The 13,072-nt window shown below is 37.8% G+C and carries 10 protein-coding genes and 2 pseudogenes; 6 read left to right on the top strand and 6 right to left on the bottom strand.

Annotated features, from left to right (window positions below; all coding sequences use genetic code 11):
• The first annotated feature begins 8 nt into the window (after nucleotides 1–8).
• Nucleotides 9–536: a DUF1697 domain-containing protein gene (locus N4G44_RS10235; RefSeq protein WP_474926535.1), complete on the top strand. Its 528-nt coding sequence runs from the start codon at nucleotides 9–11 to the stop codon at nucleotides 534–536.
• Between the two features lie 287 nt (nucleotides 537–823).
• On the opposite strand, the gene budA is transcribed toward N4G44_RS10235, so the two are convergent.
• The 3 genes and pseudogenes from budA to N4G44_RS10220 form a co-directional block, all read right to left on the bottom strand.
• On the bottom strand, nucleotides 824–1,657 hold the full coding sequence (budA, locus tag N4G44_RS10230; RefSeq protein ID WP_474926532.1) for an acetolactate decarboxylase: 834 nt from the start codon (nucleotides 1,655–1,657) through the stop codon (nucleotides 824–826).
• 1 nt (nucleotide 1,658) lies between these two features.
• Nucleotides 1,659–2,441, bottom strand: a pseudogene (locus N4G44_RS10225) (SDR family NAD(P)-dependent oxidoreductase).
• A gap of 71 nt (nucleotides 2,442–2,512) precedes the next feature.
• On the bottom strand, nucleotides 2,513–3,415 hold the full coding sequence (locus tag N4G44_RS10220) for a helix-turn-helix domain-containing protein (RefSeq protein WP_474926530.1): 903 nt from the start codon (nucleotides 3,413–3,415) through the stop codon (nucleotides 2,513–2,515).
• A gap of 119 nt (nucleotides 3,416–3,534) precedes the next feature.
• Here N4G44_RS10220 and kdsA point away from each other — a divergent pair, with 119 nt between their 5' ends.
• The 5 genes and pseudogenes from kdsA to N4G44_RS10195 all read left to right on the top strand — a co-directional run bounded on the left by kdsA (nucleotide 3,535) and on the right by N4G44_RS10195 (nucleotide 10,751).
• On the top strand, nucleotides 3,535–4,344 hold the full coding sequence (gene kdsA / locus N4G44_RS10215; RefSeq protein WP_474926529.1) for a 3-deoxy-8-phosphooctulonate synthase: 810 nt from the start codon (nucleotides 3,535–3,537) through the stop codon (nucleotides 4,342–4,344).
• 169 nt (nucleotides 4,345–4,513) lie between these two features.
• The gene (locus N4G44_RS10210; RefSeq protein ID WP_474926527.1) at nucleotides 4,514–6,718 is read left to right on the top strand and encodes a TonB-dependent receptor plug domain-containing protein; all 2,205 of its coding nucleotides are present in this window, start codon (nucleotides 4,514–4,516) and stop codon (nucleotides 6,716–6,718) included.
• Between the two features lie 192 nt (nucleotides 6,719–6,910).
• Nucleotides 6,911–7,290: pseudogene (locus tag N4G44_RS10205) on the top strand (HYC_CC_PP family protein).
• 116 nt (nucleotides 7,291–7,406) lie between these two features.
• Entirely contained in the window at nucleotides 7,407–7,880 is a 474-nt protein-coding gene (locus N4G44_RS10200) for a DUF3347 domain-containing protein (protein WP_474926525.1), read from the top strand.
• A gap of 87 nt (nucleotides 7,881–7,967) precedes the next feature.
• Nucleotides 7,968–10,751: a multicopper oxidase domain-containing protein gene (locus tag N4G44_RS10195; RefSeq protein ID WP_474926522.1), complete on the top strand. Its 2,784-nt coding sequence runs from the start codon at nucleotides 7,968–7,970 to the stop codon at nucleotides 10,749–10,751.
• A gap of 61 nt (nucleotides 10,752–10,812) precedes the next feature.
• Here N4G44_RS10195 and N4G44_RS10190 read toward each other — a convergent pair whose 3' ends face one another.
• The 3 genes from N4G44_RS10190 to N4G44_RS10180 all read right to left on the bottom strand — a co-directional run bounded on the left by N4G44_RS10190 (nucleotide 10,813) and on the right by N4G44_RS10180 (nucleotide 12,685).
• On the bottom strand, nucleotides 10,813–11,604 hold the full coding sequence (locus N4G44_RS10190) for a lipopolysaccharide kinase InaA family protein (protein WP_474926520.1): 792 nt from the start codon (nucleotides 11,602–11,604) through the stop codon (nucleotides 10,813–10,815).
• 41 nt (nucleotides 11,605–11,645) lie between these two features.
• A complete protein-coding gene (locus tag N4G44_RS10185) occupies nucleotides 11,646–11,858 on the bottom strand; it encodes a glycosyltransferase family 9 protein (RefSeq protein WP_474926519.1) in 213 nt (70 codons plus the stop codon).
• Between the two features lie 74 nt (nucleotides 11,859–11,932).
• On the bottom strand, nucleotides 11,933–12,685 hold the full coding sequence (locus tag N4G44_RS10180) for a glycosyltransferase family 9 protein (protein ID WP_474926518.1): 753 nt from the start codon (nucleotides 12,683–12,685) through the stop codon (nucleotides 11,933–11,935).
• Nucleotides 12,686–13,072 lie beyond the last annotated feature (387 nt).

Genomic DNA, 13,072 nt, shown 5'->3' with positions numbered 1-13,072 from the left:
TCAAGAAAATGAAATACTGTGCTTTTCTCCGCGGTGTCAACGTAAAAGGAACCAATATGAAAATGGCCGATGTGTGCCAGGTTTTTAAAGAGGCAGGCATGCAGGACGTAAGTTCAGTACTGGCTTCAGGAAATATTGTTTTTTCCTCTGATAAAAAGGCCGGAGAACTCAAGACAATTTTAGAAAAAGCGATGTCTGATCATTTTTCTTATGAAGCCTTTTTATTTATAAAATCTCAGGAAGAAACACAGGTATTCTGGGACAGCATTCCCTTTGAAAAAAATGATGATCTGCATACGTATGCTTTTGTAGGAAATCCCGGGGTGGAAAATATTCTGATGGCAGAATTTGAAGCCGCTTCCAAAACTGAGAACGAAAAAGCAGTAATTGCCAAAGATATATTTTACTGGCAGGTTCCAAAAGGAAATACACTGGATTCTTCTTTCGGAAAGGTTTTAGGTAAAAAGAGCCTTAAAGATCAGTTCACCAGCCGGAATATGAATACTTTTGAGAAGATTTTGAAAAAAATGAATTAAAAAAACAGGCTTCATATAGAAGTTGTTTAAACTTTTATTTTTATATTGATTATTTTTAACCACTTAAGTTTTTTTAGAGCCAAGCTTTATGCATAAGAAATACACCTAAGTTTTGTGAAAGTCTTTGATTTTCATCTTATGTGAACTTTTCTTCGGAATCATTTTAAACTTACTTAGGTGAACTAAAGTGTTTTAAAATGAAAGCTTTTGTGACTTTTGTGGTTTTGTAAAGTTTAAACAACTTTATAGTATAAAACCTGTTTCTCAAAATTTAAAACCTGTTTGAACTATTTTCTTTGTTCCAGAAGTTCAAGGGATTCATTATTTTTTGTTTCAAATTGAAAATTCCGGAAATCTTTATCTCCTGAAGTTTCCAATCTGAAACTTTCTAACGGGGCTATCTCTGTTTTTAAATTTTCACCTTCAAAATCCAGTACATGTCCGCCGTGTTTTTTGTCTGATGAAATAAAGTGGAAGTGAAACCCTTTCACATTGATTCCGTTTAAATATTCAGGGAGATAAAAACCAACCAGAGTGCCTTCAGCATTTGAAAAATCAAAGATCTTTTGCCTGTCAGCAATAGAAGTGAGGGTAGGAAACGGTTCTTTTTCCACAGGAGGGAAAGCCCTGGTCTTCATATGAGTAAACTTTCCTGTTATTTTAATGGCAAACATTGAGTTTTTACTTGACAGAACTTCATTTATTTCCTGCAGAGCCTTCTGATAATCCGTTTTATTTTTAATAATGAAAATGCGATCGGGTTGGAAGAACGTTACAAAAACCAATGAGGACTTAAACTGGTCTTCAGGCGTAACAGTTTCGCCTGTAGCTTTTGTCTGGTATACTTGTCCGTCCAGTAGGGTAAGCTCTCCATCTAGCATATCAGGAGCACCCAGACCGAAGTCACCTTCTGATTTTAAATTCTCAAGCGAAAGGGTACCTTTATAAAGTCCGCCTATAAACGCATCAGCAATTCCATGCTGATAGAGCTGATTGTATTTCACTGATTTCATTGGATGATCCGTTGCTGTATTTTTAAGTAAAGAATTGCTGTTATCAGCCTGTTGTGCATTGAAGTGATTACTTGCCGCCCATAAAATGAAATAAAAGATATTTTTCATATTATCGTTGTCCTCCAATAGCCAAACCTCCGTCTATCAGGATACTTTCTCCCATTACAAAAGAGGCTGCAGGGCTGCTTAGCCATACAACCAGTTCTGCTACTTCCTCAGGAGCGGCAAAACGTCCTATCGGAGCATGCTTTTTAAACGGTTCTATTGCTTCTTCAGCATTTTATCCGGGGAAAAACCTGTCAAACATGGGAGTACGGATGTATCCCGGCTGAATATTGTTGATGCGGATGCCTTCGGATGCTGTTTCAATGGTCAGAGCTTTTGTAAGCCCGTCTACAGCAGCTTTGCTTGCCGAATACACTGCCGAGCCGGAAGATGCTCCTCTGGCCAGCCATGAAGAGGTGTTGACAATGGCTCCGCCGGTTCCCTGCTTTTTAAACTGTTCAATCTCGTATTTACAGGCCAGCCAGATGCCTTTGGTATTGATATTCATCACCCTGTCAAATTCTTCTTCAGAAGTGTTGTCAATGCTTGAAAACTGCCCTTCAATTCCTGCATTATTGAATGCGATATCCAGTTTCCCGAAGTGCCTGATGGTTTCATTAATCAGATGCTGAACCTGATCGCTTTTTGAGACATCTGTCTGTACAAAATGTACATTTGGACCTACGGCACGCAGTGTTTCCAAAGCTTCATTCCCCTGCTGCTCCCTGCGGCCGGCAATAACCACCTGTGCGCCGTTTTTTAAAAATAATTTGGCTGCGGCAAGGCCGATACCTGTCGTACCTCCCGTAATGAGTGCTGTTTTTCCCTGAAAAGTAGGATGTGTCATAATTCGTTATTTAGAATGACACAAAGTTCGCCTGTACTGCCATAGAATAATTATGCAGAACAAATCAAAGATTATGATTTGGAAAGAATTCTTTTTCTGAACTGATTGGGAGAATCTCCAGTCCTTTTTTTAAAAGAAATAATAAAATTGGAAGAATGCTCAAATCCCAGAGCATAAGCAATTTCACTTACACTCCAGTTGCTGAACTGTAATAAGGATTTTGCCTCTTTGATGATCCGTCCGGTAATCCATTCTGAGGTGGTTTTGCCTGTTGTTTCTCTAAGTGCTTTATTAAGGTGGTTGGTATGTATATTGAGCTGTGTGGCAAATTCGCTTGCATTTTTTAATAGGATAACACTATTTTGGCTAACCGGAAACTGATGTTCCAGAAGCTCTGAAAATAAAGCACTTATGCGTTCAGCGGCATTAGAATGCTGGCCATACGTTTGTGGCGGCTGCATTTTCAGTGCCTCATGCATAATGATCTGTATGTAATTTCTGAGAAGACTGTATTTATTATCGTAATCTGAATGGGCTTCATTCAGCATATTTTCATAGAGGTTTTTCAACAGCTGTACGCTGGCTTCATCCGGGAAAAAGATATGATCTCCGCCTGCTTTAAACAGAGGTGATTGAGATAAACTTTCACTTTTAAGCTCCTGGTTTACAAATTCCTCTGTAAAAAGACAGAAATAACCTGTTTGTACTGAAGATTCAGGTTCCCAGGAATAGGGAATCAGCGGATTAAGAAAGACAATAGAAGGTCTGTCGATGCGGATAAATTTATCAGCATAGCTCAATATTCCCGTTCCTTCGCACATCATTGATATTTTATAGAAATCCCTGCGGTAAACAGGCTTTAAGCTTTTGCTGCACTCAAAATCCTCTCTGCGATAGACGTTACATTGAGTATCCTGGTCATGTTCTCTTCCGTGCAGACCATAAAATTCTTTCAAAGTTTCCCTCGCTTTCATAGGATAAAGGTATAAAATAATAATATACAACCCGTATCAGGAATGGTTAAAGCCCCTAAATAATTTTCAATTCTGAAACTTTATAAGTATTTTTACTGAACTTTTTAATTGAAATAAAAATGATCCAGTATTTAGATAATATCCAACACAAAGATTCAAAAAACTTTTTCCTTATTGCCGGTCCGTGCATCATTGAAGGCGAAGATATGGCGTTAAGAATTGCAGAAAAAGTAATCAGCCTAACAGACAAATACAATATTCCCTATATCTTCAAAGGAAGCTTTAAAAAAGCCAACAGAAGCCGTGTAGATTCTTTTACAACCATCGGTGAAGAAAAATCCCTTGAAATTCTTAAAAAAGTAGGAGAGACCTTTAATATTCCTACGACAACGGATATTCATGAAAATGAGCATGCAGCTTTAGCCGCACAATATGTGGATGTGCTTCAGATTCCGGCATTTCTGGTTCGCCAGACCGATCTTTTGGTAGCTGCAGCGGAAACCGGAAAATGCGTAACCCTTAAAAAAGGGCAGTTTCTTTCTCCTGAATCCATGAAATTTGCCGTTCAGAAAATCACAGATTCCAATAACCAGAAAGTGGCTATTATTGAAAGAGGAAATTCTTTCGGATATACAGACCTTATTGTAGATTACAGAGGTATTCCTACGATGAGAGAGTATGCGCCGGTTATTCTGGACGTTACCCACTCATTACAGCAGCCTAACCAAAGCTCCGGCGTTACAGGCGGAAGACCGGATCTTATCGAAACCGTGGCTAAAGCAGGTATTGCTGTCGGGGCAGACGGAATTTTCATTGAAACCCATCCTACACCTGAAACCGCTTTATCAGACGGTGCCAACATGCTAAGATTGGATTTACTGGAAGATTTGTTGCAAAAATTAACAAGAGTTAGAGAATCAATTTTATAATTTATTAAAGCTTATTTAAATTCAAAAAATTACTTTCCGGATACTATATTAAAAAGGTAAAAACAATATTTGGAGGATTTTAACTTTCCAGAGCTGAAATGTTAAATAAAGTTTAAATAAGTTAAAATAAAATTTATATATTCACGTTTGAAATTTTAAAGCATTTCTTTTGAAAAAACTAGTTTTACCGTTGAGCCTTATGGTTCCCATGCTTATTTTCTCTCAAAACAGAAAAAGAGATACGGCAGATAAAGTAACCGATATTGAGGAAGTCGTTTTCCAGAAAAAAGTAGTCGGAAAAACGAACGACATTACCAATGTCAAAATTTCAGCAAAGGACGCTAAAGGAGCTGCTACCATAAGCGGTGGAATTGAAGGCCTTCTTAAAACACTTCCTTCCGTAAACTCCAATACCGAGCTGTCTTCACAATATATGGTACGTGGCGGAAACTATGACGAAAACCTTATTTACATTAATGATATTGAGATCTACAGACCTTTTCTGATCAGGAATTCCCAGCAGGAAGGGATGAGTATCATCAATCCTGATATGGTTTCGACGGTCAACTTCTCTGCCGGAGGATTTGAGCCGAAATATGGTGATAAAATGTCTTCAGCACTGAATATTTATTACCGTGAACCTGAAAAGTTTGAACTTTCGGGAGAAGCCAGTTTGATAGGAGGAAGACTGACAGCTGGTCTGGCATCAAAAAATAAAAAGCTGACCGCTTTGTTTTCAGGAAGATACAGAAATACCAATCTTGTCCTGAATACCCTGAATGAAGATACGGATTTTAACCCGACTTACTGGGATTTCCAGTCGTATATCAACTATCATCTCAACGATAAATTCTCCATGTCATTCATCGGATATTATTCCAAGAATGATTACGAAATGGTTCCGAAAGCCAAAAGTGTAACTTTCGGAAGCCTTCAGCAGCCGATTACGGTCAATATCGGCTATGGCGGAAAAGAGCAGGATATGTACAAAAACATGATGGGAACTTTCTCTCTGAACTTTAAGCCTTCGGATCAGTGGAAGTTTACATTGGACAGTTTTGCCTATCAGAACAGGGAAAAAGAATATTATTCTATCGCTTCAAGCTATGAGATCCAGACTTTTGATCCAATAACAGGAGATCCAGTTCCTTCTTTTGATGGGGGCGGGCAGATAGAACATGCCAGAAATGACCTGTTTGTAAGAACTTATGGAACTCAGTTCAGAGCAAAATTCTCTCCTAATATCAATACAGATATAGAGGTAGGAGTAAAATATGAAAAAGAAAACCTGAGTGATAATACCAACGAATGGAAGCTGGTAGACTCTTCAGGATACAGCATTCCGCGGCCTATTGACGATCCGAGAACCGGGGAATCCGGAGACCTGGAACTGTTCTATCAGATTGCCGGTAAAAATAAAATAGAGCCTTCAAGGCTTTCTGCATATGCCCAGTACTCCCAGAAATTTTACTGGGGAGCCAGTAAAGTATTTGTGAATGCAGGAGCAAGGGTTTCCAACTGGAGCTTTAATAAAGAAACGATCTTTTCACCAAGATTCCAGTTTGCCATAAAACCTGACTGGGATTCCGATATGCTCTTCAAGCTTTCGGGAGGAATCTATTACCAGGCGCCTTTCTATAAAGAAATCAAAGATCTGGACGGAAACTTTAATTCCAATATAAAATCCCAGCGTTCCATGCAGCTGATCCTTGGTCACGACTATGAATTCTATATGTACGACAGACCGTTCAAGCTGACTACGGAAGCGTATTACAAGAAGATGGACGACCTGATTCCATATTATATGGATAACGTAAGAATCCGTTATTCAGGGCAAAATAATGCTTCGGGATATGCTTATGGAATTGATACCAGATTGTTTGGTGAATTTGTTCCGGGAGTAGATTCATGGCTGTCTGCAAGTTATGCCAGAGTCTATGAAAATATTGACGGAAGAGGAAATATTCCGAGACCTACCGATCAGAGATTCAGGTTTGCCATGTTCTATCAGGATTATATGCCGAAATTCCCGTCTATGCGTGTCAACCTTACTTTGGTATACGCTATGGGACTTCCGAACGGAGCACCTGTTTTTACTGATCCTTACCAGTATCAGAGAACATTACCAGCTTATAAAAGAGTCGATTTAGGACTTTCAAAAGTATTCATTGATTCCAAAGACAAGAAAAAGCGTTACGGTTTCTGGGGTAATTTTGAGGAATTAACCTTAGGAGTTCAGGTTTTCAATGCATTTAATATTAACAATACGGTGGCCAACCAGTGGATCACGGATTACAATTCAAGTGTAATGTACCCGGTTCCGGTGCGTCTTACAGGACGTTTTTTCAATGTAAAACTTGAATTCAAACTTTAGAATAGAAGTTAGAAGCTAGATTTTAGAAATTAGCTGATAACTCAGAATAAAAAATCTGCTCAATCTGTAAAATCAGCGAGAGAATAGAAAGGCTTCTGAATTTCAGAAGCTTTTTATTTTGCTGAATTTTATAATAAGTACACAGAATTTTATAACACAGGTTTCAGGGATATTTTTAACTTTGCTCTATCAATGAAAAAGATTCTTGCCATATTATTCTCTGTTTTCTACTTTGGATTTTCTTCCGGAGCAGCTTTCAGCGTACATTTCTGTATGGAGGAATTTGTTTCCGTAAGCCAGAAAACCACCGATATATGTGGAAAATGTGGTGTTAAAGAAAAAAAGGATGTTGTAAAACCGAAATCAAAGTTGTAAAAGTTGATGATTCCCAGAAATCGGATTTGCTTAAAATCGACTTTTCAAGCCAGATCGCTCCAGCATTCGTACAGCATGAATTTTTCTTTATAGACAAGTCTTTTTCAGCTTCAAAATTTACCCAGATAAAAATCAACGGTCCGCCCGAATACAGGCCGGTTCCTATTTATATCAATCATTGTAATTTTAGAATTTAAAAACCGTCCGTTGTCTGGTGTAATCAGATGATTGCGCTTTCGCTGGCAACAGGTTTCTACGCATCTTGCGTTTCAATTATTCTTTATTAAAAAATTAATTCTAAAATTTTAAAACAATGAAAAAGTATATCATTACAGCAGCATTCTCTTTATTCTCTATTATTTCACTTTCTGCACAGTCTAAAAAAGATGCCCAGATTTCAAAACTGTACCAGAATTATATTGCCATTAAATCTGCTTTGGCTTCCGATGATGCTGATACAACCTCAAAAGCAGCAGCAGAATTTATCAAAACGGCTTCAACTGTTGATTACAAATTGGTTTCGGAGGGAAATCTGAATATTTTAAGAAAAGATGCCACAGTAATTTCTGATGCAAGAGATATTACAGCGCAAAGAGAAACATTTTCCAACCTTTCCGAGAACATGATCGCTTTGACAAAAGAGTTTAAACTTTCGGAAAAACCAGTTTATGTACAATATTGCCCAATGGCAGACTCCAGCTGGTTAAGTGACGAAAAACAAATCCTGAATCCATACTACGGAAAATCCATGCTTTCTTGCGGAAGTGTAAAGTCGGAAATAAAATAATTATTGTATTTCATTTTAAAACAATGTGTTGTATAGTTTAATATCTAATTTGATTTAAGCTATACATCTTTTAAAGTTCAGAATATTATGAAAAAGATAATCATGTTTCTGATGCTTTTGTTTACTGTTTTTACTTTCGCCCAAGCAACGAAAACCTATTATACCTGTCCAATGCATCCCGAAGTAGTCTCTTCAAAACCCGGAGACTGCCCGAAATGCAAAATGACTCTGGTAAAGAAAACGGTTGTGGTAAAACCGAAAGTCACGGCACAGCCACAATTGAAAGCTGAACCCAAAGCAGTACAGAAAGCAACAGAAGTTAAGCCTAAAATAAAGAAAGCTAAAATTCAGACTAAGGTTAATCCGGCTCCCAGAGCGGCAGTGGTTACTAAAAAAGATAAACCTGAAATAAAATCTTTCAAAACTTTGCCTCAGGCACAGCCTGTTTATACTTGCCCTATGCATCCGGAGGTAACATCTGCAAAACCCGGCAAATGCCCGAAATGCGGAATGGAGCTGATAGAAAAGGAAAGCAAGCAGTCCGTGCCGGCAGAAAAACCGGAAACAGGTCATACTGCATTCAAAAGAAATTCTGAAAACGGAAAAGTTACTTTTGGAGGCAAAACGGTAAGGTATGATCTGTATGTAAAAGATACGATCGTCAATTTTACGGGAAAAAACCGAAGAGCAATTGCCATTAACGGAAAACTGCAGGCACCTACCTTATATTTTACAGAAGGGGATACTGCTGAGATTTATCTTCACAATATGCTCAAAGAAAATACAGGACTTCATTGGCATGGTGTGATTCTTCCCAATGAGCATGACGGCGTTCCTTACCTTACTACAAAACCTGTAACTCCCGGAGAAACACACTTGTATAAGTTCAGGGTATCTCAGAACGGAACCTATTGGTACCATTCCCACGAGGCCCTGCAGGAACAGATTGGAATGAACGGTATTTTGGTATTCAATAAAAGAGAAGGGGAGCCCAAACCCGCTTATACGAAAGAAATCCCTGTATTATTAGGCGATTGGAGCGATGAAGACCCGATGCAGATCGCAAGAAGGCTTCATATGGCCAATACGGACTGGTATGCCATCAAAAAAAATGCAGTACAAAGCTACTGGGAAGCGATCAAATCCGGAAATTTAGGGACAAAAGCCCTGAATGAATGGAAAAGAATGGAAGCCATGGATGTAAGTGATGTTTACTATGATAAATTCCTGATCAACGGACTTCCAAGCTCTGATTATTCCAATCTGAAAGCCGGAGATAAAGTAAGGCTGAGAGTGGCCAACGGCGGCTCATCCACCTATTTCTGGCTGAATTACGGCGGCGGAAAAATAAAAGTAGTGGGAAATGACGGAAATGATGTGGTTCCGGTAGAAGTTGACCGTCTCATCATAGGGGTTTCCGAAACGTATGATATTGAAGTCACTATTCCCGAAAATAAAAGCTTTGAGTTCCGTTCCACATCAGAAGACAGGGTAGGACATGCTTCATTATGGCTGGGCTCCGGTGAAAAAGTAGAGGCGCCAAACCTGCCGAGGCTGATGCTGTTTGAGGGAATGAAAATGATGAACGGAATGATGGAAATGAGCGGGAATATGAAACCGATGAATATGACGATGGGCAACCAGATGATGGATATGAATGAAGTAATGTATCCTGAACTGTCTGAAAGCCAGAGAAAAATGACCATGAAGCATATGAATGAGATGATGGGGGTTAAAACCAAAGAAGAAGATCATTCAGCAATGGCTCCGGAAGCATCAACCGGGCATGAAAATCATTCAGGAATGGATATGAAGGAAGAAAAGCCTATCAAAAGGCTGACATACAATCTTTTAAAATCTCCTGAAAAGACCATTCTTCCCGGGGAAAATGTAAGGGAACTTAAATTTACCCTTGAAGGAAACATGAACCATTATCTGTGGACGCTGGATAACAAAACGGTAACCGAAACCGATAAAATCCTTGTGAAAAAAGGGGAGATCCTGAGAATTACCATGTACAATAACTCGATGATGCGTCATCCGATGCACCTTCACGGTCATGATTTCAGGCTGATCAACTCAAAAGGAGAATATTCCCCGTTGAAAAATGTTGTGGACATTATGCCGATGGAAACCAATACTATTGAATTTGCAGCCAACCAGGATGGTGACTGGTTTTTCCACTGCCATATTTTATACCATATGATGGCCGGAATGGGGAGAATATTCAGTTATGAAAATTCCAAGCCCAATCCACAGCTTCCGGACAGAAAACTGGCTTGGAAAAATTTCCTGAAAGACAATCAAATGATCAGCTCAATGGCCATGCTCGATGTTGCAAGCAATAAGCTGCACGCTGAAACGATGACTATGTTCGGACCGAGATGGGCCAACCTGAACGAGTTTCATTCCAACTGGGATTTTGATCATTTTGAAGGAAATGTGAAGGTGGGAAGATTTCTGGGTAAATTTCAATGGGCGCTTCCCTATGCCGGTTTCAGGTTTCAGAAAAATCATGAGATCATGGAGCGCCAGATGACAGAAGAGATGGGCATGAAATTTCAAGGTAAGAAAACTTGGTTTGGCCAGCAGAAAGCTTCAAAAGACAAATATGCATTCATAGTTGGGGTACAGTATCTTTTGCCAATGCTGATAACAGCTGATGCCAGCGTGGATCAGAACGGAAAAGTACTCCTGGAGCTGAGCAGGGAAGATATTCCGATTTCCAGAAGGATAAGAGGGAATTTTTCTCTTAATTCAGACGGAGAATTCTCAACCGGATTGAGATATATTTTACAAAAATGGTTATCCGTTTCAGGAAACTATGATAATGAAATGGGCTGGGGAGCCGGACTTACTTTAACCTATTAATGAAAAGGTTGCCAGAAATGGCAACCTTTTTTATACTTTATCCGAATTTTATAAACCAGTTCTATTTTAGAAAATATTTATAAAACTTCAGCACTTTTTTTATTTTACGCTTGGTTTTCTGTCTGTTTGTAGCTTTAATGATTTGTTCAAGACATTCTTCGCGGGAAATTCCCGATAACAATGAATATTCCTGACATATGATTTGCAGGATTTCCGGGTCATTGGTCAACCGTGAAAAATTTTTGAACCTGTCAGGAATTTCAAATTTTTCATGAAAATTCATTCGGTTTAAGTCCACCAGAAAAAAGCGGTATTCATTGTCGATTTTCTTTATTAAAAAATTACCGGGAGAGTTATCAATGAATTCAATTCCCTGTTCATGTAACTGATAGATTAATAAAGTATATCCTTTAACAATTTCCTGCCAGTCTTCAAAGGAACTTTTGTTGAGAAATACATTTTCCAATGTAAACCCGTTTTCCAGCTGCTCGCTTATATAATAGCTGTTTGTTAAACCAATGCAGTCGTGAAATTCCACATAAGCAATAGGTTTTGGGGTATAGAAGTTTTTAGAAATCAGCAGATTGGCATACTCAAAAGAACGTTTTGCTTTGGATTTACGGTAAAATTTATAAACATGCCTGTTAATTATATTATGCTGTTTAAATGATTTGAAATTAAGGGTCATATTGTTGATGATGATCCACTTTACAATATTTCTGGTTCCGGGTCCTATTAGGTTCCCTTCATTCTGAAAATTCTTTATAATGCGGAGTACATCAGCTGCGTAATGGGCGTAATCTGTTGCAACGATAAGGTTCATAGTAACATGGGGCAGTATTAATATATTCAAATTTCATTAAGTTCATGCGGCTCTATATTGGCCTGTAGTCATCATTGAAGTGTTTTTTTTATCAGATCTGATATTTCATTTTCATTGAGCTGATTGGTATCTACGGAAAAGCTTTTATCATTATAAGGTTTGTACATATTTTCATTGGTGACGGAGAATAAACCTAGCGTTGGCGTTCCTGATGCGCTTGCTAAATGCATCACTCCATTATCAGCAGCGATAAAAATGCAGGTATTGGCAATGAATCCGCCCATTTCCCGGATATCGGTACTGTAGAAAGTAGGGATTTTAAAATTTAATTTAGAAATATTTTCTACGGGCAGAAGCTCTACAAAATTATAGTCAGGAAATTCAGATTGCAGATGGTCATAAAAAGAATTCCACCAGTTTTCGGAATAGCATTTATCTCCTGTAGCATTCGTAAACAGGCAAATTGTTTTGTTGTTGTTATTGAAGATCTGGAATAACTTTTTTTACCGTCCTCTATTTCATCCTGATCTAATTTTATATTTAAATAGGGGATTTTGCTTGTGTTTTCTCCAAATCCCGATTGGGTCAGGAATTTCCTCAGATTGTAGATCACATTTTTGGCTGAGTGCTCGTAATCCGGATGTTTCAGATGAAGTTCCTCATCCCATTCACTGTAAAATTTGTATTTGGCATTGGCCAGCCGGGTGGATAGCTTTCCTGATGACGAGCCGTTTGTAGAATTGATCACCAGATCATATTTTTTCCAACGTAACGTAAACCAGCCATTTACATATTTAAATAAATTTTTAAAGGGTTTTTTGGGAAGCTGGATAATCTGGTCAACATTTTCATAATTTTTGAAAACAGTGGGAGAGATACCTCCTTTTACAAACAGATCAATCGTGGCATTTGGAAATGTATTGGTAACCTCCTGAACAATGGGGGTAAGCAATAAAAGATTTCCTAATCTGTGATTTGGACGTGAGATTAATATTTTTTTTATCGTTGTGTTTTGGGCATGTACGGTAGAAGAGCTTGATTTGCCTATATTTTTTGTAATGCTGTGCATGAATTTTCTTCTGACGGCATTAAGTTTTTTCGGTACTTTCATATAAGACCAGTATATTTATTTTGTTTTGTCAGGATTAGCGATTTTAAGTAAAAATGCCAAATTGATTTTAATATATCTTTATTGTTAAATTTTTGTTAAATCTATTTAATATATAAATCTATATTAAACGATGTTCATGTTAAAGTGATTTATTATAACTAATTTATAGACTAAACGTAAAAAATCCATATTTTAGTGATTGATAACGGCTATATTTAAATTTTGAATTGTCAATGAGTTTTATTTTAATAATATTCAATTGTTTGTGATATTTATTTGCAGCTATATTATTAATTTTACTATTTATAAGAATTTGATTAAAATTTTATCAAAATAATTGCATAAAATCCAGTGCTACTGAAACGGATGCTGTAAAAAGCTGTACAG

The organism is Chryseobacterium sp. GTID13 (assembly GCF_056172655.1).
Note: the sequence above shows the minus strand (reverse complement) of the source record. Positions and strands in the feature narration are given on the sequence as shown.

Bases quoted from the DNA above. Each gene is read 5' to 3' on its own strand.
- budA (WP_474926532.1), bottom strand. From the start codon at position 1,657: ATGAAAAATATCTTTTATTTCATTTTATGGGCGGCAAGTAATCACTTC.
- N4G44_RS10200 (WP_474926525.1), top strand. From the start codon at position 7,407: ATGAAAAAGTATATCATTACAGCAGCATTCTCTTTATTCTCTATTATT.
- N4G44_RS10195 (WP_474926522.1), top strand. From the start codon at position 7,968: ATGAAAAAGATAATCATGTTTCTGATGCTTTTGTTTACTGTTTTTACT.
- kdsA (WP_474926529.1), top strand. From the start codon at position 3,535: ATGATCCAGTATTTAGATAATATCCAACACAAAGATTCAAAAAACTTT.
- N4G44_RS10235 (WP_474926535.1), top strand. From the start codon at position 9: ATGAAATACTGTGCTTTTCTCCGCGGTGTCAACGTAAAAGGAACCAAT.
- N4G44_RS10185 (WP_474926519.1), bottom strand. From the start codon at position 11,858: ATGGGCGGATTCATTGCCAATACCTGCATTTTTATCGCTGCTGATAAT.
- N4G44_RS10180 (WP_474926518.1), bottom strand. From the start codon at position 12,685: ATGAAAGTACCGAAAAAACTTAATGCCGTCAGAAGAAAATTCATGCAC.
- N4G44_RS10220 (WP_474926530.1), bottom strand. From the start codon at position 3,415: ATGAAAGCGAGGGAAACTTTGAAAGAATTTTATGGTCTGCACGGAAGA.